Source organism: Rhodococcus wratislaviensis (genome assembly GCF_900455735.1).
In the GTDB taxonomy this organism is placed as follows: Bacteria; Actinomycetota; Actinomycetes; order Mycobacteriales; family Mycobacteriaceae; genus Rhodococcus_F; species Rhodococcus_F wratislaviensis.
The window spans coordinates 330,040-348,981 of record NZ_UAUI01000001.1 but is presented as its reverse complement, the minus strand read 5'-3'; the positions used below and the strand labels follow the sequence as shown (position 1 = coordinate 348,981).

Genomic DNA, 18,942 nt, shown 5'->3' with positions numbered 1-18,942 from the left:
TTGTTCGCGTTCTATCGGTTCAGGTGCCGGGGAGCGGCCACACGCAGACGGGCCAGCACCGCAATCGAGATCGCGCGGCGCACTTCGTCGTTCGAACAGTCCACCGCTCCCTCGCGCAGCCGGGCGGCGAGCTCGGCCTCGGAGGCGCACCCGAGTGCACCGAGGGCGTCACCGAGAACGGAATCGATGCCGTTCCCGGCGTCGAGTTCGCGTCCCGCGGTGCGCAGCAGGTTGACGCAGATCCGCAGGAGATACCGCTGCCGTTCGTGCGTGCCCTCGAGGGTGGGGCCGATGTCGGTCGCCAGCGTGTCGGTGACCAGATCGACGATCTCGGTGACGCTGGGCCGCCCGTGCACGGTGGGTCCGGGCGGGGTGGGCGGTGGAGTAGGCACGGAGTCGTCGAGCAAACCCAGCACATCGAGCAAGTCGTACTCGGATTCGCAGACCCGCCGTCCGATTGCCGCCAACTCCAGGGACGGCTCCGCCCCACCGAAGTGACGTTCGGCCTGAAACCTGCTCAGTACCAACCATCTCAGCGTTCCGAAGGCTTCCCACCAGTGCAGTTCGGACACCGAGGGGCGTGTCCCGGTGGCCTTCTCGTAGCCGTCGAGGAGCTGTTCGCGGGTGCCGATGCCGGCGACCGGCGCGGGCGCACCGAACCGCCAGGCCCGCACACACAGCCAGCCGAGGTCCTCGACGGGATTACCGAGGTGGGCGAGTTCCCAGTCGAGCACCCCGCGGATGCCGGTTCCGTCGACGAGAAGGTTTCCGATCCGGAAGTCGCCGTGTACCAATGCATGCGGGCGATCGGTCGGGCGGTGGTCGCGCAACCACCGCAGGCCCGCCTCGACCGCCGGACGGGGATCGTTCAGGTCGCGGTAGACGGCCTCGATCGCGTCCACCGGGTCGGTGGCGTCGAGCATGTCGAGAGTGTCCAGGGGAGTGCGGTGGATCCGGCCGAGCACGTAACCCATGTCCACGGCGAGGTGGCGGCGCACCGCCTCGAACGCCGGATCCCGCTGCAGCCGCCGGGGGAGTGCTTCTCCCTCGACCTTGTCCATGAGCAGGTACGGAGCGTCGATGCCGGGCGCGGTGTCGCCGGAAGCGAGGACCGCGGGCACCGGGACCCCGGCGGAGGCGGTGGCCCGCAGGCACGCCACCTCCGTACGCATCCGGGCGACGTCGCCGTGCCCGGGAGGGTCGCGGCGCAGCACCACCGGAAGAGGACGCCCGTCCGGGCTCTCGGCGTCGACGGCCCACACCTGCCGGCTGGCACCGCCGGTGAGTTGCCGGGGTTCCCCGACGGTCGTCCCTGTTCCGTAGGCGGCAGTCAGAACGGCGCGGACGCCGTCTTCGAGGGTGACGGGGGCGTGAGTCATCGCCACGGGGCGGCCTCCGGATCGCGCAGCAACCGACGGGCGGTGGACATGCGGTGAACTTCGTCGGGTCCGTCGTAGATTCGTGCGTACCGCGCCTGCCGGTACATCCGTTCGAGCGGGGTATCGGCGGTCAGACCGAGGGCTCCGTGGATCTGGATGGCACGGTCGACGACGTCGTGCAGCATGCGGGCACCCCAGAACTTCACCAACCCGATGCGTACCCGGGCATCCTCTCCGGCGTCCATCGCTCGGGCGGCATCGAGCGTCATGAGCCGGGCGGCGTGGATCTGGGCGGCGGATTCAGCGATGTAGCGGTGCACTTCGCCCTTTTCGGCGAGCAGGGAACCGTGGGTGAAGCGGGTGTTCGCGCGGTCACACATCAGCTCGTATGCCCGCTGCGCCTGCCCGAGCCAGCGCATGCAATGGAAGATCCGCCCAGGGCCGAGCCGGTCCTGGGCCACCGCGAAACCCTTGCCGCGCTCGCCGAGGAGGGCGGAGGCCGGAACACGGACGTCGGTGAGCAGGACCTCGTAGTGATCACTCGGATTGTGCCCCATCGTGGGGATCGAGCGGACGATCTCGAACCCGGGGGTGTCGGTCGGCACGATGATCGCACTGATGCGCTCGTGCCGCGGGGTGGTGTCGGGTTCGGTCCGGGCGAAGACCGAACAGTAGCCCGCGTCCTGGACTCCGGTGGTGAACCACTTGTGCCCGTTGATCACCCAGGTGTCGTCGTCGAGCTCGGCACGCGTGGCGACCAGAGTGGGATCCGAGCCAGCCACTTCCGGCTCGGTCAGACCGACCGAGGGGAGCAGGTCGCCGGCGACCATCGGGGGTATCCATCTCTGCTTCTGCTCGGGGGTGCCGTGTTTGTGCAGCATCAGCGTGTCCTGCATGGAGACCGAGCCGACGGCCATCTGGCCGAATTCCGACCGTCCGATGATCTCGTTGAGGTAGACGAAGTCGAGGAAGGGGACGCCACCGCCCCCGAGTTCGGCGGGGTGGCCGAGCGCCCACAGGCCGAGTCCCTTGGCTCGCTCGCGCAATTCGGCGAGTGCCTCGTGCGCGGCCCCGTCCTCGTTCACCAGGACGGGTTCGGCGGGGATGACGGCCTCGTCGATGAACGAGCGCATCCGCGCGCACAGTTCGGCGAGGGGAACGTCGGAACGGGTGTCGGTCATGTCAGTGCTCCCGTGGGTGGGCGGCCAGCGTGCGCAGAGGCTGGGTGGCGGCGGAGTCGACGTATTCGTCGATGCGGGTGATCCGGCCGCCGACGACGCGGACGAACAGGCTCGCCGGCACCTCCAGCAGCCCGTGCCCGGGCAACGTGGCGCGCAGTACGTGCTGCTGAGCGAAGCCGTCCGGCAACTCGTGCCGGCGGATGTCCTCATAGCGCAGGTCGTCGAGGGTGCGTGAGAGCCAGCGCAGCACGCGCAGGTTCTCGGTGACCGTCTGCTCGCGCCCGTCGTCGTTGTGCCAGATCCGTGCGTCAGGTGCATAAAGTTCGGTCAGCGTCGTCTCGTCGCCGTCACTGACGGCGGCGAAGAAGCGATCGGCCAAGTCGTTCATGATCATTCGTCACTTCCGTGCGGTGCTACCGCTGTGGGCGGCGAAGCGGGTCGTCCGTCCCGGTGGCGGCAGCGAGGTGGTCAATTGCAGGCGGTGCCGGCCGGTACCGGTAGGCCTCCGGCCTGGAGCAGTCCGCTGGCGAGGGATTTGTGGAGCAGGCGCTCAGCCAGTCGAGCGGCGACGAGTTCCTTGTCGATGTCGATGCCGGTGGTGATGCCACCATCTTCGAACATGTAGACCAGTTCCTCGGTGGCGATGTTGCCGCTGGCGCCGGGCGCGAAAGGGCAACCACCGAGGCCACCGACGGAGGCGTCGAATTGGCGGATGCCCACGGTGGACGCCGCCCATGCATTGGCGAGGCCCTGACCGCGGGTGTTGTGCAGGTGCAGGCCGAGATCGATGTCGGGGGCGGCGGCGCGTACCCGGGTGAGCACGTCGGTGGTGCGCACCGGTGTCGCGGTACCGATGGTGTCGGCGACCGACAGGGCGTCCGCGCCCGAAAGAATTGCACGGCGAGCGATTTCGGCCACCCGATCCGGTGGGGTCGGGCCGTCGAACGGACAATCGAAGGCGATGGCGATGATCACTTCGAGATGGCCGCCGGCCTGGTGGACCAGTTCGGCGACGGGGGCGATCAGCGCGATCGACTCCTCGCTGCTGCGGCCGACGTTGGCTCGGTTGTGCCCGTCGGAGGCGGACACGACGTACTCGAGGCGGGACATGCCGGCCGTGAGTGCCCGCTTCACCCCGCCGAGACCGGCCACCAGCGCCGAGAACGTCACCTGCGGCCAGCGGCGGAGGTGGGCGGCGACGGCCTCGGCGTCGGCCAATGCCGGGACGGCTCGGGGGGAGACGAAGGACGTGACCTCGATGCGACCGACGCCGGTGGCCGCGAGTGCGTCGATCAGCTTCAGCTTGGCCTCGGTGGGAATGGGGTTCTCGATCTGCAGTCCATCGCGGGGTCCGACCTCGCGGATGTCGACCCTCGGTGGGGTCTCGGTCATGAGATCGTGCCCTGATCGCGCAGCGCGGCGAGCCGTTCGGCGTCGTAACCGAGGAGCTCGGTGAGGACCTCGTCGGTGTGGGTTCCCGGTCTGCTTGGCCCGCCCCAGCGGACCCCGCCCGCGGTCTCGCTGAGTTTCGGGATGACCCCGACTCCCTTCACCGGTTCCGGGTCGAATCCTTCGTCTCCGGGCCCGACGGACGGGTCGACATGGTCGACGAAAATCTCGCGTGCGTTGAACTGCGGGTCGGCCAGTACCTCGGCAACGGTGTTGACCGGTCCGGTGACCACCTCGAACTTGGTCAACAGTTCGATCAGGTCAGTGGCCGGGAAGCCGGCCGCCCACTCCGCGATGAGCGCGTCGAGTTCGTCCTGGTGATCACCGCGCGCCGTGTGGGTGGCGTAGCGGATGTCGGTGGCCAGCTCCGGACGACCCATCGCGGCAGCGAGGCGCGCGAACAGGGTGTCCTGGTTGGCCGCGATGATCACCCACAGTCCGTCCTGCGTCCGGTACAGATTGGACGGTGCGACGCGATCGAGTCGGGTGCCGGAGGGCTGCCGGACGTGCCCGGTCTTGTGGTAGTCCGGAACGGTGGATTCCTGGATTGCCAGGGCTGCCTCGGTGAGCGCGGCGTCGACGATCTGTCCCCGTCCGGTGCGCTCGCGCGCGATCAGTGCCGCGAGGACACCCTGGAAGGCGAACATCCCGGCGAGGCTGTCTCCGAGGGAGAGGGCGAGCCGCGGCGGCGCCTGTCCGGGAAACCCGTTGAGGTGGCGCAATCCGCTGATGCCTTCGGCGACCGAGGCGTATCCGGGACGGCCGGCGTACGGCCCGGTCTGGCCGTATCCGGAGACCCGTGCCAAGACCAGCCTCCGGTTGATCTCCCGCAGGACGTCGTAGCCGACGCCCCAGCGTTCGAGGGTTCCGGGCCGGAAGCTCTCGACGACGACGTCGGCGGTGGCGACGAGGTCGAGGAAGATCTGCCGTCCTGCTTCGGTTCGCAGGTCGAGATTGACGCATCGCTTGTTGCGGGCGTGCACGGACCAGAAGTACTGGTGTCCACCCTCTGCCTGCCCCCAATCCCGCAGTGGGTCAGGACGATCCGGGGCCTCGATCTTGATGATGTCGGCCCCCATGTCTCCGAGCAGTCGTCCGCAGTAGGGGCCGGCGATCAAGGTGCCCAGTTCGAGTACCCGCAGGCCGTCGAGTGCGCCCGGGGGGATCTCATCAGTGGCGGTCGAGGGCGGCGCATGCGTTGTCATGGTGCTTGCCTTTGGGGGATGAGAAGGGATGAAAAATTCGGTGCTCAATCCCGGTTCAGCCCGAGTGCGCCGAGGCACATCTGGTCGAGGGTGTCGAGCAGAGCCGCCTCGTCGGCCTCGTCGCCCTGGATCAACCACAGGTACAGGGTGTGGTCGACCATGGCGGCCATGGCGCGGGCGGCCAGTACCGGGTCGAGGGTGGCCGTCACCAGGCCGTCCTGCTGCCAGCGTGCGATGGCGCGGGAGGTCCGGTCGATCAACTGACGACGGTGCTCGTGTCGGAGTTCGCGGAACTCGGCGTTGAACGTCGCGACCTGTTCGACGATCGCCATCAGTCGGGCGTTTCGGCGATAGGCCTGATAGTACGAGCGGTTGGAGGCGATCAGCTTCTCCGCCGGAGACAAATCCGTATCGGTCGGCTCCCGGCGGTGCATGTCCTCGAACAGTCGCGTGCTCAGCTCCCGGAACACGTCGTCCTTCGACTCGAAATAGCGGTAGAAGGTGCCGTAGGAGACCTTCGCCTCCTGGGCGATGTGTTCGACCCTGGTGTCGAGGAATCCGACCGTCTCGAACACCTTCTGCGCGGCGTCGAGGAGTGCGTCACGCGTCTTGCGACCACGCGCGGTCAGGGTGTCGGCCGTCGCCGGCGTGGACGGGGTATTGACAGATGACTTGCTCACAGACAAACTCTCCCAATAGATGACATGACTGTCAAGTCATTTTTTAACCCTTCTCGCGACGACTTCACCACATCGGAAGGACCGCTATGAGCACTTCGAACTCCAAGTACGAACTTCGTGGTATCAACCACCTCGCGCTGGTGTGCTCGGACATGCAACGCACCATCGATTTCTACTCGGGCGTGTTGGGCATGCCCCTGATCAAGACCATCGAGCTGCCGGGGGACCTGGGTCAGCACTTCTTCTTCGACTGCGGCAACGGCAACACCATTGCCTTCTTCTGGCTAGCCGATTCCCCCGAGGCCGCGCCCGGTCTCGCCGCCCCCAAAGGACTGCCCGACGAGGGCGAACTCGCCAGTGCGGTGGGATCGATGAATCACGTCGCGTTCGCGGTGCCCCCGGAACAGTTCGACGAGTACTACAGCCGGATGCAGGCCGAAGGAATCAAGGTCAGCCGGATACTCAACCACGACGACAGTCCCTCCGGCGTGTCCCGGCACGTGCACCCGGGCACCTTCGTGCGCTCGTTCTATTTCCAGGACCCGGATGGCGTCCTGCTCGAATTCGCCTGCTGGACCCGCACCTTCACCGAAGCCGATGTCTCGCACGAACCGAGGACCGCCGCCGACCGGCGCGTACCCACCGCATCCTGACCCTGCCCGCCGTCCGAAAGGAGCCGCAGTGCCCCGCTTACGTGAAGTGCCCCGCGCCGAAGTCGCCGACGAGAAGATCCTCTTCTTCTACGATCGACTGTTCGGGCCTGACAAAGATCCCGCCGTCGATCACGGCACCGTCCACGGCACTCCCGGCGACTGGTGGACCGTATTCGCCCAGTCGCCGGATGTGTTCCGGCACGCCGTACGCGGGTTCTCGCTCTACCGCAATGCCTCCCTGGACCCGCTGCTGCGCGAACTGGGGCAGGGCCGGGCCGGGTACGCGCGCGGAAGCCAATTCGTCTTCTCTCAGCACTGCAAGCAGATGCGTTCCCTCGGGATGCCCGAGGGGAAGATCGCGGCCGTTCCGCACTGGCAGATCAGCGACTGCTTCTCCGCACTCGAGCGGGCCGTGCTTGCCTACACCGACGGCCTCGTGTACGACGGCGGCCGGGTACCGGACGAGGTATTCGCGGTCCTGAAGACCCACCTGACGGATCCCGAGATTCTGGAACTGACCTACATCACCAGCCTCTACGACATGCACGCGACCATGTGCCGCGCTCTTCGTCTCGAATTCGACGACCGGCCCGAGTTGGTCGCCGAGGTCGAGATTCCTGCAGGTGTCGAGGTTCGGGATCTTTCGGCCGACCTGTCCGGGGAATGACCTGATACTCGAACATCTGTACAGCAACACTATTCGGCCTGCGTGCTGTCCGCCTTACCTCACGTGTCCGACAAGGTGTGCTGATGTTCGGGGGCCTCGTGGTCGTGGACCGGGGGAGACGCCGAGCACGGATAGTGTGCGACGCTCCTTGTCCGGCAAGGCGTCGGCCCTCCACTTCTTCACCGCCCGGTAGAGCCATTGGCCCACCTGTTCACCGTCTGCGGTGACATAGTTCGCGGGAACAAGTGCGTTGCCGTGTTCTTCGCGGTAGGCGGCGATGGCGGTGAGCATCCGTCGCCGCTTGGCGTCGGTACGTGACACGGCCGGAAGTGGGTCGTCGTCATCACTCCACAGAAATCCGATCGCGTCGAGTTGCTCGATGCGCTGGGGCGGCAGTGTGCCGAGCATGCGGGCAATCCGCTGGCGGTCCTGCCAACGTCCCAGTCGGAAACCGCATTCGGTGACGTAGTCGGCCGGGACCGGAGTTCGGGGGTGCTGGTGCTGAAAGGTGCGGTAGAGCTGCAGTGCGGAGGTTGCGGGCCTGTTATCTCGCATCGAGATCGCATCCTTGTGAAAGCCGTCGAGCGTTATCCGGATAGTCATCACTTCAAGTATGTCAACGAGTTTGACGATCTGTCACGAAAGTCGGCTCGTGTCGCCCCGGGAATGCAATCTCTGCCGGGGCGACGAGTGCCCGAATGCGGTGCTAGTCGTGGATGTCGACGGCGATTCTCGTCGGTTCTGTGAGAGTCGTGACCTGGAACTGCGGGTAGTCGGTACGGAGGCCGACGAACGACTGGGTGCCTCTCTCGTAATTCGGTGTGAGGTGTACCTCGACGACGCTGTACGCCGCGGGGTCCGACAAGGGGTTCGGTCCGTTGTACGCGGCGATCCCACTCTCGGCCGAGGAGTCCGTGTCGAAGAAGTAGATCTGCAGTATCGATCGACCGTTGATTCGTGTCGCGGTCTCTCGACCGCGTTGCGTTGCCTCGGCGACGTATTCGGCGCGCCAGCCAGGCGCGTATGTGCCGCCGAAGTCGTAGACGATGCGATCGAACCCGTCGTGCCGCTCGACGTGCACGCCACTGGCCGTAACTCCGGGGACGGGTGGAGTCACCAGCGCTGTGTGCGGGAAGATTGGGATGCCGGATATCGTCGGGCCCGGTGTTGTCGGTGTTGTCGGTGTGGGAGGATCGGGGGAACCGGGACCCACGTTCGGGTCCGTCGGTGGGGGAGGATCCGGTGGGTGGGGCGCGGCACCTCCACCGGACTGTGCGGCGGGGACCGTGGCCCACGGGATCGTCGTCCCGTCGACGGATCCGGTGTGTTCGCTGGTCGACTGGCAGCCCGCAGCAAGGGCGATGCATGTCACCATTGCCACGAACGGAATCAGTGTGCGCGTGTCGCCTCTCATGGTCTGGATATCGCCGTGCGTCGACGAGTTGTGACTCACCTCGAATGGACGGCGCGATCTGCTCCGGTCGTCGTGCCGCCGCGAGGTCCCTCACCGAACGTCCCGACATCCGGCGGATCCCCGGCGCGAGGGTTCTCGAAAGTACTGTGCAGCAACGGAGTTCGTGACGGTCGCGTGCGGATGGCTCGATCCGCTCGGGCGAGTCGGAGATGGCCTGCCTCGCGGTGGACACGGCAGATGGCCGTGGCGTTCACAACTCCTCACGTGGGCAGGTCGGCCCCGGACTGTTCGGCGGCCATGTACTCGGCGTACCAGTCGGGCCAGTTCGGGTCTTCCTCACCGGTGCGCTCTTCGTGCCCGCCGTGGGCGGCCGCCGCGCGCCGGAGCGCGGTTGCGAGGTCGCGTGCAGAGCCGAACGAGGTGACGGCGGTGTCGATGCGCCCGGGAAGCCGGGTGGTGATCTCCTGCAGCACCCAGGCGTTGCCGTCGGGGTCGCTGAACGACGCCAGCGAGAAGTAGCTGCGACGGTCCGGGTCCAGCCCGTCGCCTGGGCCGTCCGTGCCGAGGTGGAACAGGGTCACCTCGATGCCGGCGGCAACCAGCTGGTCACGGGCAGCCTCGATGTCGGAGACGATGAGGTATCCCTTGGCGGAACCGGGTGCGGCCGTTGTGAGGTCGGCGCCGAAATGGATCGAGGCGTCGGCGCCGGGCGGGGTGAACTGGACGACGCCGGATCCCGGCGGTGTGACGTCTTGTCTCCAACCGAGCCGGGTGTAGAACTCGGTAGCGCGGTCGACATCCGTGACAGGGATGACGACGACCTCCAGCTTCATGTCGACTGACACGACATTCGTGTCGGTCGCTTCGTTGGTGTGAACTTCATTCGTGCTCATTTGGTTGCCTCTCTGGTCGAGTTGGGGATTGATCGGGGTGGTACTTCGACCCACCCACGTTTCGATGTCTGGACATCAGGAGACGAACTGCTGACCACCGTCGATGTCGTACGTCGCACCGGTGAGCGCGGTGTTGCTCATGATGTGGACGGCCAGTGCGGCGACGTCGGTGGGGCCGACGACCCGGCCGATCGGAAGCGTTGCCCGCAATTCGTTCCGGCGCTCGTCCAGTCGATCTCCGAGCAGCGAAGCCGACAGCGGGGTGTCGACGAAGCCGGCGGCGATGAGGTTGACGCGCACCGGCGCGAGCTCGAGCGCGAGGGCCGCCGTGAACGGGGGAAGTGCCGCAGTGGCGGCGGAGGCGATCCCCAGTCCGTGACCGATGCGCCGGCCACCGGTTCCGCCCATGAGTAGCAGCGTGCCTCCGGGCCTCATCTTGCTCGCCGCGTTGCGCGCGACCTCGAGCCCCAGCACCACATGTCCGCTGAGTTGCTCGCGCACCTCGTCGGAGTCCATCTCGAGCAGCGGCGCGTAGCGCGGGCCCCCGGCCGTGACCAGCACGTGGTCGATCGGTGTCGGCAGCTCCTGGAAGAACCTCGCCAAGGAGGCCGTGTCGTTGGCGTCGAAGGCCGCGGTGCGTTGCGCGCCGACTTCTGTCGCTGCTTGCTCGAGCCGGTCGGGGTTGCGGCCGGTGAGGACGACCTCGGCGCCCTCGGCGCGGGCGCGGCGAGCTGTTTCGAGGCCGATGCCTGCGCTGCCGCCGATCACGACCACGGTTTGTCCGGCCAGTTCCGGCTCGCGCTGGATGGAGACTGGAGTGGTTTCGGTGGTCATAGTTTCTCCGATCGGTAGCGTCGGCTGCCGATGGCCGGGATGCGTGCGAGCAGAGCTCCCACGCTTCCTCCTCGGGCCCGCCGCAGCCGTCGGCAGGACCAACCCGCGACCCAGGGGACGCCGTCGCGGGTTGCACCGTTTCGATCCCGGCAGTGGCGTGACATGTAGTCGCCGGACGGCGTCCACCTACGGAAATGCTTCTACAGTCGCCGCGGCCGGGCAAGGGCGGACGCACCCGAGGGGGCGACTACCGTCGGCACACGATCGTGGGTGGTCTTTCGAGGTGTGCCGGTCGAGAGCCTCAACTCCTCACGGGTGGGGGAGCGGTCTCGCGTTTCGAGTGTCGAGTATGGCTGTCATCACCGCGATTTCATTGCTCTGGTCGCGGATCATCCCGCGTGCGATGCGGCGGATCGGTTCGGATGCAACCGCGTGGGTGGCGGCCTCGGCCATGTCGACGCCCCCTTGGTGGTGCCGAATCATGAGCTGTAGAAACAGTGTCTCGGCATCTGCTCCGCGCAGGCGGGCGAGCTGGGTGATCTCGTTGGTACTCGCTGCTCCCGGCATGGGTGCGCCGCCCGGGTCGCTCATGGCGTGATCCGATCCGTGCATCCACTGCATCGGGTGCGGGGTGGTGAACGGCTCGTCGAAGAGGTTGAGCCAGCCGCGCATCGTCGCGATCTCGGAGGTCTGTGTGACGACGATCTGGTCGGCGATGACCCGGACCTGCGGATCGACGTCCTGCGGCAGCGTCTGGGCGATCAGCACGGCCTGCTCATGGTGCACCGACATGTCCTGTGCGAAGCCGATGTCCGCTGATGACAACTGGACCCCGCCGGGGTTCGTGTCGCGCTCCGACTGCAGCAACATTCCGGCGGCGACCCCGGCAGCACCGAGCACGATGGCGCACAGCAGAAGGACGAGGGGACGGCGGAACGATGAGGACATGGCGTCACTGCCCATAGGTCGAAGCCTGATTCGCCGGTGGTTGATAAACGGCGTCGTCGAGCTGCAACGCCATGAAGCCGTTGTCGCTGCACGAGCTCAAGATCTGGTTGCCGTGGAACTCCGGAGGCGAGAAGCACCAGTCCGCGGACAGGTCGCCGAACGCGACCATTCCGGCGCGCGGTCCGAACGCGACCCGAGGGTCCGTCTTGCCCTCGAAGACGGCGCGGGCGAGCGGAACGAAATTGAAGAGTGAGACACCGATCAGCGAGGACAGTGCGTGCGGTGAGTTGGTGAGCTGAACGTTCTTGCCGGTCTGTGCCGGCGGGTTGTAGTAGGCGATCTCGCTGATGCGGCTCAGATCGCGAACATCGAACACGCGGATCCCGGACGATTCCCAGGAGCACGCGAGCGCGGTCGGGTCGGCTGGGCGGTCGACCACGCAGTAGTGCGGATCGTAGGAGAACACCGAGCCGCCTTGCGACGACCGAAGGTTGGCGGCGGTATTGGCCGGAAGCTGGATCTCGAGCTTGATCTTCTGCACGATCTCGGCGTGCGCCGGGTCGGCGACGTCGAACACTTTGATTCCACCACCGCCGGTTTCGTCGACTGTGAAGATGTAGGGCTTGTCCCCATATGTGACCGGGATGCTGTGCTGGTTGAAGAAGCCGTCGGTCCACAGGTAGGTGGCGACCTGCGGCACCGTGGGATACGGGTCGCCGCGTTGCACCGCACTGATGTCGAGGACGGTGATCCCACCGAGATTCGACAGGTACATCCGGTTCCCGTCGGGGGTGATGCCGAATCCGTGCCCGCCGAGTCCGTGTAATCCCTGCCAGATGATCCGCGGCGAGGCCGGGTTTCTGATGTCGATGGCGGTGAGGAATCCCGGTGCGGGGCCGGACACCCAGTAGGTGTTGCCGTCCGGGGAGAAGCCGCCCTCATGGGAGATGAACGGCAGTGGCATCGTGGCGTCGGTACCGGCACCACGGTTGAGCAACCGGGGGTGGGCGCAGTCGGAAATGTCGTAGACGGAGAAGTAACCGGTGCCGGCAGCGATCGGCACCGCCGTGGCCGCGAGCAACTTGCGTGCCTTGTTGACCTTCAGGCTTTCCCAGGTTCCGCCCAGCATCGCGGGCTCGTTCAGCGTCGTGGACAACACCGGCTGCGCGGGGTTCGACACGTCGAGCACCTGTACGCCCGGCGTGGTGGGGTTGAGCAGGTTCCCGGGGAAGAACGTGCTGGTGTAGGAGCAGTGGTCGTAGGTCACCGACAGCAGGCCGCCACCGCGATCCTGTAGGCCTCCGACCAGCGACATGTTGCATCGATACCCCTGAGTGCTTCGGCCGTTGTTTCGGTCCTCGGCCGGAACGTCGCCCTGCAAACCCGTTTCCGGCAGCGAACCGGGACCGCAGTTCGCCCGCGGAACGGCCGTCGAACCGACGTCGTCGAAGAAGAACGTCTCGGCTGACGCGATGGCAGGCGCGGGGCTCGTCGCGACGCCGAGGACGACCGATACCGCCAGGGCCGCGGTCGCTACACCTCGCCGGGCACTTCCTGGGCCTGTCCGCGCGATCAGCATCGAGAACTCCCCCCGGCAATGTGGCCTCAATCACCGGAAGGCTAGCAACCCGTACTCGAGTTCACACACAAATCGGTCAACTCCGCAGAACCGGCAGACGGCGCGTGGACGGTGGCGAGATACGACGCGTCGGACGGATCCCTACACTGTGACTCGTGCGAATCGCGACCTTCAACGTCAACGGGATCCGCGCGGCGCAGCGGCGCGGCTTCGAGGACTGGCTTGGCGACCGCGGCCCCGATGTGGTCGCGCTTCAGGAGGTGCGGGCGCGTGCCGCGGCCATCCCGTCGGGGGTGTTCGGCGACTATCACCTCACGTACGACGAGGGGGATGTCGCGGGCCGCAACGGTGTCGCGGTCCTGACTCGGCGTGCGCCCGTCGCAGTCCGGACGTGGAGTGGCACGGCACTGATGCGTGCACCGGGTGAAATGCACACCGAGAGCGCCGAACTGGGCCCGGAGCCACTGGCTCGGGGTCTGGGAGAGTTCGCGAACCAGGGTCGGTACGTCGAGGTCGACCTCGCCGAGGCGCCGATCACCGTGGCGTCGATGTACCTGCCGAAAGGCGGTCTTCCGGCCCACCTCCAGAAGCCCGGGCGGATGCGGGAGGCGCCCGACGGCGGAGCCCGGTACGACCGCAAGATGCGCTTCCTCTCCGCGTTCGCGCGACAGTTGACCCGCTCGCGGCGCACGGCGCGCGCACGGGGCAGGGAGCTTCTGCTGATGGGTGACCTCAACATTGCGCACGCCCGTTCCGATGTACGGAACTGGCGGCGTAGCAATCAGGCCGAGGGTTTTCTGCCTGAGGAACGCGAGTGGTTCGACTCCATCCTGTCGCCGCGCACCCTCGTCGACGTCGTCCGGCGACACCATCCGGACGCCGACGGTCCGTACTCGTGGTGGTCGTGGCTGGGGCAGTCATTCGTGAACGACATCGGCTGGCGCATCGACTACCACCTCGCGACGCCGCAACTGGCTCGGGCCGCGGTCACGGCCGGCACCGATCGGGATCCGGCAGCCGACCGGCGGATGAGCGATCATGCTCCGGTCGTCGTGGACTACGACTTCTGAGCGGTCCGGTCCCTTGTGCGGCGTCGGCAACCTGGAACTCAGGTGGTCAGTTTCATCGACAAGAAGGCCAAGGTCGCCCCGAACTCCCGGATCTCGCTGGGCTGGTCCGGCCGACATGCCCACTCGATCAGGTCTCGATCGGCCACCAGGTCGGCTGCGCGACGGCGGGACTCTTCGGGGTCGGGCGGTGTAGCCCGCAGCGCATCACCCAACCGGCTCAGGGGTTCGACGAGGGGAATGAGCTCGGAGGGAGGTCGATTCTCAGGCGTGAAAACCCGCTGAGCGCTCTTGATCACCGTCATCGCCGCGAGCCAGGAACCTTCCCAAGTGCCGGCCCGGTCATTCGGTGGTTGCATAACGCCAGCGTAGACATCGAGCGTCGAGTCTCGCGGGTACTGCCCTGAAATCGCGGGTGATCGGTCTACGGCTGTGCGACTACGGTGTTCCCGTTGCCGTCGGTGCAGTTGATCGTGTAGCCGATCTCCGCGGATCCCGGGTCTCCCGCGAGGCGGCATTCCCAGCCGTCGAAGCTGTACACCGGTTCACTCTTGTCAGGCGCGGTGAAATACTTCGTGAGCATGGTGTGCGCCTCGTCGCAACGGAGTGTTCCCTTCACGATGACCACGGTCGCAGGCTTGCCGGTCTCCGGATAGACAATGGGGCCACACTGATTCGATCCGCGTGCCTGCTGGGGGAGCGGCGCTGGAGTGGGCGCGATCGGCGGCGGGATCGCACTGGGGAGGCTCACAGGTATCGGGGTGTACTCGAACTTGTAGCCGCTGGTGGAGATGGTGAACCCCTTGTCCGTTGCATCCTCCCTACACGAGACGCCGGAGAACTGCACATTGCAACTGAATCCGTCGATCGCCAGCGTGGTGTCGTAGGGGAGGACGTGGGCGTTGCCGGGAAAGGGTGCCTGGTTCCAGTTCTGGAAGCTCGGCTCCTTCCCCGCCTCGACCGCGATGACGTTCGCCTCCGCCGGCGGGCCGCCGTCGGGCGACGCGATCTGCGGAGTTCCCGGAACTCCCAATGGCCCCGCGGTGGGATGAGAGGCACATCCGGCCAACTTCTTCGTGGGAATGATCGCGCACAGCCATTTCCCTGACGGTGTGACGAAGCCGTAGGAATCGGTTTCCGGATCGCCGGCGGCGTACTCCTTCGCATCGACACCGTTGACAGGTGCCTCCGCTGCCGGTGCCTCGCCGGAGGTGCTCGGCGCAGCCGATTCGGTGCCACCGGTCGACGATGCGTCCTGGGTGCAGGCCGCAAGAAGCAGCAATGAGGCACCGGCAATCGATGCCAGTGCCACCGCGGGCCGAATCCTGGTCATGCACCACATCCCTCTCTCGTCAGTCTGCTGGACCGATCGGATGAGATGTTCCCACGAATACCGGTGTGCCGCGTGGCATCGATCGATCCGTCCCGAACACTGCCGGCGACACGTGACCGGAGGTGTCGAGAAGGTCCACCCAGGTGTCGCATTACCCCACCCTGTGGTGATGGTGCCGGATCCGGATTCCCACGAGGATCGATCTCGTGTTCCTCGAATTGTCCGGACTCGCGGGCGGCACCCGGTGAGCCTTCGCGCGCACAGTGCGACCGCCCTGGTGACCGCCGTACTGGCGGTCGCGGTGGCGGCATCGGTCGACTGGCAGGTGTGCCGGGGCGTGTTCAGTGCGACGGAACTGGCATTGTTCGTGTTGGTCGGAGTGGTGTTCGTGGCGGCCGGCCTGGTCGCCAAGAGCCACCGGCCGCAGGACAACCTGGGGTGGCTGCTGGTTGCCGCCGGGCTGCTGTGGCTGGTGAAGGGCTTTCGGCTCTCGACTGTTCCGGCGCTGTTCACGGCAGGTGCGGCGCTGACCAACATGTACATTCCGGTGCTGATCCAACTTGTGCTCAGTTTTCCCTGGGGGCGGTTGCGCCGCCGGTGGGAGCGATGGTTCGTCGGCGGAAGTTACGCGTACTACGCGGTCGCCGTCGTGTCCGAGCTTGCCTTCCTCGACACTCACCGCATCAGCCCGGCCCATCCGCCGTCGTTGAATCTGCTCCTGGTGCGTGACGACCCGCGGGTCTTCGCGGCGCTGCAGGTGATGTTCGGTGCGGTGGGGATCGCCCTCGGTGTGGTCCTGATCGGTGTCGTGGTCACTCGGTGGAGGTCAGGTTCTCCGGCCTACCGGGCGGCTGTGGCGCCACTGTGGATCGCCGCTCTGCTCGGGACCGCCGCAACCGCCTGGACACCGCTGGTCTCCGTGTGGGTGCACAGCCCGCAGCATGCGTGGACGCTGCTTCTGCGATATCCGTCGACTGCGCTCATCCCGCTTGCGGTGCTGGTCGGGATGTGGCGCTACCGAGTCGCCCGAGCTGCGGTACGCAACCTGATGATCGAGATCGGCACCACCCCGCTCGGTGACGGCTTCATCGACGCACTGCGGGCGGCATTGCGCGACCCGAACCTGTCGCTGTGGTCGTTCTCCCGCGCGCACGACGGATATGTGGACGCGCAGGGACGTCCCCAGGTTCTGCCACCCAGGAACGATCCCCGCGAGGCCACGGCCCTCATCCGCGACGGCGTCCTGGTGGGGGCGTTGGTGTACGACCGGGCGGTCGCCGACCAGCCGCGGCTTCTGGCGGCCGTGCGGGCCGCCACCGCTCTGGCGCTGGACAATCAGCGACTGCACGGCGAACTCGAGGCGCAGTTCGCGGAGATCCGCAGGGCCCGCGAGCAGACGGTCGAGTCCCGTGGTTCCGCCACTCGCCGGTGCTAGAATCTTGGGCATTGTCGCAGGTCCAGCAGTTGATGTCCTGGTATCTTCCTGTCGGAGTCGCCCGGCCGAGGAGGCCGTCCCATGGCTGAGTCATCGGTACTACCCGCGGATCTCGGCGGCAGCCCAGATCTCGAACGCATCATCCTCGAACACGCCTATCGCGGCGCGTATCTGCAACTCGCACTTCGTGGCGTGCTGGTGCTCTTCATCGCATTGACGCTCGCCTTCGTCCCGCCGATGAACGATGCGGGCGTCTGCGTCGCGATCCTGATCTGCTACGCACTCTGGTCCGGCGGGCTCGCGCTGTGGACTCGTCGGGGCGGTCCGGGGCCGGTGAACGCGATGTGGCTCGCGCTGTTCGTCGACCTTGCGGTACTCGGTTGCCTCACCTTGTTGACTGGTATTGCAGCACAACAGAGTTGGACCGCAGACATACTGAGCAACGGTTTGTTCGTGATCCCGCTGCTGGCCTCCACACAGCTGCGCCCGGGCGTGTGTGCGTCCGTGGTCGTGCCTACGGTTTTGGTGTTCCTGGCAGCCAGCTGGGCCACGATGGCCTCGAACGAAGAACCCTGGGCCTCCATCCTGCTCAGCACGATGGCCCTCGCCGTCCTCGGTGCGGGCGCCGTCATGCTCAGCAGAATCCAACGGTCCCGAGTGCTGACCATCGGTCACCTGGTTCGCGACCGCACCGCCCTGCTCGCCGAATTGATGGGTCTCGAACAACGCGAACGACGTGCGTTGTCCGAGCAACTCCACGACGGGGCGCTCCAATTCGTCCTGGCCGCAAAGATGGACCTCGACGACCTCACCGGCAGTGCCGACCCGGAGGCGGTCGATCGCATCACCCACGCACTCACCGAATCCGCGACCCTGCTCAGGGCGACCGTCTCGGAGCTGCACCCCACTGTGCTCGATCGTGTCGGTCTCGCTCGCGCTCTCGGCGATCTCACTCGCTCTGCCCAGGCGCGTGGCGGTTTCGACGTGGAGCTCCTGACGTCGGAGTGGGTCGACGACTTGCGCACATCGGCTGATGATGTGCTGTTCAGTGCGGCACGCGAATTGCTCAGCAACGTGGTCAAACACGCGCAAGCCCGTACCGTCCGAGTCGAGCTGGCGCGGTGGGGTGAGCATGCGGTGCTCGATGTCACCGACGACGGGTGCGGCATCTCCCGTGAGGCGATCGATCGAAGCCTCAGCAGAGGCCACATCGGACTGACATCGCACGAACTCCGTGTCGTCGCGGCCGGGGGCAGCTTCTACGTCCACCCCGGATCCCGATCCGGGACGGTTGCGCACATCGACATGCCGTTCGAGATCGTGACAGCACCCGATTCCCTCACCACCTCGGCGTACTAGCAGTGCGCGGGTCTCTGAACTGCTGAGGTTCGGGGGCTACTCGACGCCGAGCATCACCTCGGTGGATTTCACGAGCACCGTCGCAGCCACACCCGACTTCAGGCCGAGTTCCTCGACCGCCTCCTTCGTGATGGATGCGGTGACGATCTGCTCGCCGCCGTCGAGCTTCACCTTGACCGTGGCCATCACACTGCCGAGGGTCACCTCGGTGATCGTTCCGCTGAGCTGGTTCCGGGTGGACAAACGCATCGTGAACCTCCATCTCGGGCCATGTCCGTCCGACGCTAGCCGCAACTACCTCGAAATGGGAGTGGAGTGAACGTGTTCGGATCAGTCGGATGTGACAGTGGACGGGCTCGGTTCGAGGAGGGCAGTGACGCAGGTCGGGCCCAGGCCAATCTCCGGCCACCCCGCAGCGATCATGATGTCGTGCGGGCGCGTACACGTTCCGAGCCAATAATTCGGCTCCGTACGGTACGCGGGTACCCCGCCCCACTTCAGCGGCGAACCGGATCGTGGCAGGTAGGGGTCGGCTTCGCCCTCCACAGACCCCAGCTGCAGCAGCACCGACAGATACGACCACTGGGTGTCGGGATCGGTCGGATCGGACAGCGATCGTGTCTCGTGACGCGCACGTTCGGCGGCGCGCCCGGTCGCGGTCAGCGCGAGACGGACGTGGATTCCGGACGAGAAGGCGACGATTCCGAGCAAGTCGAGGGTGATGTGAGTCTTGGACGCCAGGATGGTGGGACCGTGCACTGCGGTCCCACTGGCTGCCGGCGGCGCGAATGCCGGCCAACGCACTCTGCGCATGCCCCGATGGTGCACCTACATCGAGGCAGAATCAACGTGCCACGCCCGCACCG

At 66.5% G+C, this 18,942-nt stretch carries 21 protein-coding genes; 5 read left to right on the top strand and 16 right to left on the bottom strand.

The window, feature by feature from the left end; genetic code table 11:
- Nucleotides 1-11 precede the first annotated feature (11 nt).
- From DTA22_RS01620 to DTA22_RS01595, 6 genes are all read right to left on the bottom strand, one after another.
- Nucleotides 12-1,379 (bottom strand): phosphotransferase family protein, encoded by a 1,368-nt coding sequence (locus DTA22_RS01620; protein WP_112298842.1) that lies wholly within the window; start codon nt 1,377-1,379, stop codon nt 12-14.
- The gene (locus DTA22_RS01615) at nt 1,376-2,560 is read right to left on the bottom strand and encodes an acyl-CoA dehydrogenase family protein (protein ID WP_112298312.1); all 1,185 of its coding nucleotides are present in this window, start codon (nt 2,558-2,560) and stop codon (nt 1,376-1,378) included. The genes DTA22_RS01620 and DTA22_RS01615 overlap by 4 nt, the downstream gene beginning before the upstream one ends.
- Nucleotide 2,561: 1 nt before the next feature.
- Nucleotides 2,562-2,954 carry a nuclear transport factor 2 family protein gene (locus tag DTA22_RS01610; protein ID WP_235214351.1) on the bottom strand — a complete coding sequence of 131 codons (393 nt, stop codon included), beginning with the start codon at nt 2,952-2,954 and terminating at the stop codon, nt 2,562-2,564.
- A 74-nt stretch (nt 2,955-3,028) separates the two neighbouring features.
- Nucleotides 3,029-3,952 (bottom strand): hydroxymethylglutaryl-CoA lyase, encoded by a 924-nt coding sequence (locus DTA22_RS01605; RefSeq protein WP_112298311.1) that lies wholly within the window; start codon nt 3,950-3,952, stop codon nt 3,029-3,031.
- Nucleotides 3,949-5,214, bottom strand: coding sequence for a CaiB/BaiF CoA transferase family protein (locus tag DTA22_RS01600; RefSeq protein ID WP_112298310.1), 1,266 nt, complete (start codon nt 5,212-5,214; stop codon nt 3,949-3,951). The genes DTA22_RS01605 and DTA22_RS01600 overlap by 4 nt, the downstream gene beginning before the upstream one ends.
- Nucleotides 5,215-5,258: 44 nt before the next feature.
- The gene (locus DTA22_RS01595; protein ID WP_112298309.1) at nt 5,259-5,894 is read right to left on the bottom strand and encodes a TetR/AcrR family transcriptional regulator; all 636 of its coding nucleotides are present in this window, start codon (nt 5,892-5,894) and stop codon (nt 5,259-5,261) included.
- A gap of 86 nt (nt 5,895-5,980) precedes the next feature.
- Between DTA22_RS01595 and DTA22_RS01590 the strand changes: the two genes are divergently transcribed.
- A complete protein-coding gene (locus DTA22_RS01590; protein WP_112298308.1) occupies nt 5,981-6,547 on the top strand; it encodes a VOC family protein in 567 nt (188 codons plus the stop codon).
- Between the two features lie 28 nt (nt 6,548-6,575).
- Nucleotides 6,576-7,214 (top strand): carboxymuconolactone decarboxylase family protein, encoded by a 639-nt coding sequence (locus DTA22_RS01585; protein ID WP_112298307.1) that lies wholly within the window; start codon nt 6,576-6,578, stop codon nt 7,212-7,214.
- Between the two features lie 54 nt (nt 7,215-7,268).
- Here DTA22_RS01585 and DTA22_RS01580 read toward each other — a convergent pair whose 3' ends face one another.
- The 6 genes from DTA22_RS01580 to DTA22_RS01555 all read right to left on the bottom strand — a co-directional run bounded on the left by DTA22_RS01580 (nt 7,269) and on the right by DTA22_RS01555 (nt 12,882).
- Nucleotides 7,269-7,769 (bottom strand): helicase associated domain-containing protein, encoded by a 501-nt coding sequence (locus DTA22_RS01580; RefSeq protein ID WP_112298306.1) that lies wholly within the window; start codon nt 7,767-7,769, stop codon nt 7,269-7,271.
- 151 nt (nt 7,770-7,920) lie between these two features.
- Complete coding sequence (locus DTA22_RS01575) at nt 7,921-8,331, bottom strand: AMIN-like domain-containing (lipo)protein (RefSeq protein ID WP_245973244.1); 411 nt, start codon at nt 8,329-8,331, stop codon at nt 7,921-7,923.
- A 557-nt stretch (nt 8,332-8,888) separates the two neighbouring features.
- Nucleotides 8,889-9,521 (bottom strand): VOC family protein, encoded by a 633-nt coding sequence (locus DTA22_RS01570; RefSeq protein ID WP_037239451.1) that lies wholly within the window; start codon nt 9,519-9,521, stop codon nt 8,889-8,891.
- Between the two features lie 75 nt (nt 9,522-9,596).
- Nucleotides 9,597-10,355 carry an SDR family oxidoreductase gene (locus tag DTA22_RS01565; protein ID WP_112298305.1) on the bottom strand — a complete coding sequence of 253 codons (759 nt, stop codon included), beginning with the start codon at nt 10,353-10,355 and terminating at the stop codon, nt 9,597-9,599.
- A 309-nt stretch (nt 10,356-10,664) separates the two neighbouring features.
- Nucleotides 10,665-11,318 carry a DUF305 domain-containing protein gene (locus tag DTA22_RS01560; protein ID WP_112298304.1) on the bottom strand — a complete coding sequence of 218 codons (654 nt, stop codon included), beginning with the start codon at nt 11,316-11,318 and terminating at the stop codon, nt 10,665-10,667.
- Entirely contained in the window at nt 11,308-12,882 is a 1,575-nt protein-coding gene (locus DTA22_RS01555; protein ID WP_112298303.1) for an LVIVD repeat-containing protein, read from the bottom strand. The genes DTA22_RS01560 and DTA22_RS01555 overlap by 11 nt, the downstream gene beginning before the upstream one ends.
- A gap of 155 nt (nt 12,883-13,037) precedes the next feature.
- On the opposite strand from DTA22_RS01555, the gene DTA22_RS01550 reads away from it, so the two are divergent.
- Nucleotides 13,038-13,952 carry an exodeoxyribonuclease III gene (locus DTA22_RS01550; RefSeq protein WP_112298302.1) on the top strand — a complete coding sequence of 305 codons (915 nt, stop codon included), beginning with the start codon at nt 13,038-13,040 and terminating at the stop codon, nt 13,950-13,952.
- 38 nt (nt 13,953-13,990) lie between these two features.
- On the opposite strand, the gene DTA22_RS01545 is transcribed toward DTA22_RS01550, so the two are convergent.
- Together DTA22_RS01545 and DTA22_RS01540 are read right to left on the bottom strand one after the other, a co-directional pair.
- Entirely contained in the window at nt 13,991-14,254 is a 264-nt protein-coding gene (locus DTA22_RS01545) for a hypothetical protein (protein WP_245973245.1), read from the bottom strand.
- Between the two features lie 119 nt (nt 14,255-14,373).
- Nucleotides 14,374-15,282, bottom strand: coding sequence for a hypothetical protein (locus DTA22_RS01540; RefSeq protein ID WP_112298840.1), 909 nt, complete (start codon nt 15,280-15,282; stop codon nt 14,374-14,376).
- Nucleotides 15,283-15,526: 244 nt separating this feature from the next.
- Between DTA22_RS01540 and DTA22_RS01535 the strand changes: the two genes are divergently transcribed.
- Entirely contained in the window at nt 15,527-16,717 is a 1,191-nt protein-coding gene (locus DTA22_RS01535; protein ID WP_255309376.1) for a hypothetical protein, read from the top strand.
- 81 nt (nt 16,718-16,798) lie between these two features.
- On the top strand, nt 16,799-18,076 hold the full coding sequence (locus DTA22_RS01530) for a sensor histidine kinase (RefSeq protein WP_112298301.1): 1,278 nt from the start codon (nt 16,799-16,801) through the stop codon (nt 18,074-18,076).
- Nucleotides 18,077-18,112: 36 nt separating this feature from the next.
- Here the strand turns inward: DTA22_RS01530 and DTA22_RS01525 are convergent, their stop codons facing one another.
- The gene (locus DTA22_RS01525) at nt 18,113-18,325 is read right to left on the bottom strand and encodes a TOBE domain-containing protein (protein ID WP_037233989.1); all 213 of its coding nucleotides are present in this window, start codon (nt 18,323-18,325) and stop codon (nt 18,113-18,115) included.
- A gap of 81 nt (nt 18,326-18,406) precedes the next feature.
- Nucleotides 18,407-18,889, bottom strand: coding sequence for a hypothetical protein (locus DTA22_RS01520; RefSeq protein ID WP_174233728.1), 483 nt, complete (start codon nt 18,887-18,889; stop codon nt 18,407-18,409).
- Nucleotides 18,890-18,942: the final 53 nt, after the last annotated feature.

Excerpts from the sequence above, each read along its gene's own strand:
- DTA22_RS01620 (WP_112298842.1), bottom strand. The coding sequence starts at position 1,379 with ATGACTCACGCCCCCGTCACCCTCGAAGACGGCGTCCGCGCCGTTCTG.
- DTA22_RS01615 (WP_112298312.1), bottom strand. The coding sequence starts at position 2,560 with ATGACCGACACCCGTTCCGACGTTCCCCTCGCCGAACTGTGCGCGCGG.
- DTA22_RS01610 (WP_235214351.1), bottom strand. The coding sequence starts at position 2,954 with ATGATCATGAACGACTTGGCCGATCGCTTCTTCGCCGCCGTCAGTGAC.
- DTA22_RS01605 (WP_112298311.1), bottom strand. The coding sequence starts at position 3,952 with ATGACCGAGACCCCACCGAGGGTCGACATCCGCGAGGTCGGACCCCGC.
- DTA22_RS01600 (WP_112298310.1), bottom strand. The coding sequence starts at position 5,214 with ATGACAACGCATGCGCCGCCCTCGACCGCCACTGATGAGATCCCCCCG.
- DTA22_RS01590 (WP_112298308.1), top strand. The coding sequence starts at position 5,981 with ATGAGCACTTCGAACTCCAAGTACGAACTTCGTGGTATCAACCACCTC.
- DTA22_RS01580 (WP_112298306.1), bottom strand. The coding sequence starts at position 7,769 with ATGCGAGATAACAGGCCCGCAACCTCCGCACTGCAGCTCTACCGCACC.
- DTA22_RS01570 (WP_037239451.1), bottom strand. The coding sequence starts at position 9,521 with ATGAGCACGAATGAAGTTCACACCAACGAAGCGACCGACACGAATGTC.
- DTA22_RS01565 (WP_112298305.1), bottom strand. The coding sequence starts at position 10,355 with ATGACCACCGAAACCACTCCAGTCTCCATCCAGCGCGAGCCGGAACTG.
- DTA22_RS01560 (WP_112298304.1), bottom strand. The coding sequence starts at position 11,318 with ATGGGCAGTGACGCCATGTCCTCATCGTTCCGCCGTCCCCTCGTCCTT.
- DTA22_RS01555 (WP_112298303.1), bottom strand. The coding sequence starts at position 12,882 with ATGCTGATCGCGCGGACAGGCCCAGGAAGTGCCCGGCGAGGTGTAGCG.
- DTA22_RS01545 (WP_245973245.1), bottom strand. The coding sequence starts at position 14,254 with ATGACGGTGATCAAGAGCGCTCAGCGGGTTTTCACGCCTGAGAATCGA.
- DTA22_RS01540 (WP_112298840.1), bottom strand. The coding sequence starts at position 15,282 with ATGACCAGGATTCGGCCCGCGGTGGCACTGGCATCGATTGCCGGTGCC.
- DTA22_RS01530 (WP_112298301.1), top strand. The coding sequence starts at position 16,799 with ATGGCTGAGTCATCGGTACTACCCGCGGATCTCGGCGGCAGCCCAGAT.
- DTA22_RS01525 (WP_037233989.1), bottom strand. The coding sequence starts at position 18,325 with ATGCGTTTGTCCACCCGGAACCAGCTCAGCGGAACGATCACCGAGGTG.
- DTA22_RS01520 (WP_174233728.1), bottom strand. The coding sequence starts at position 18,889 with ATGCGCAGAGTGCGTTGGCCGGCATTCGCGCCGCCGGCAGCCAGTGGG.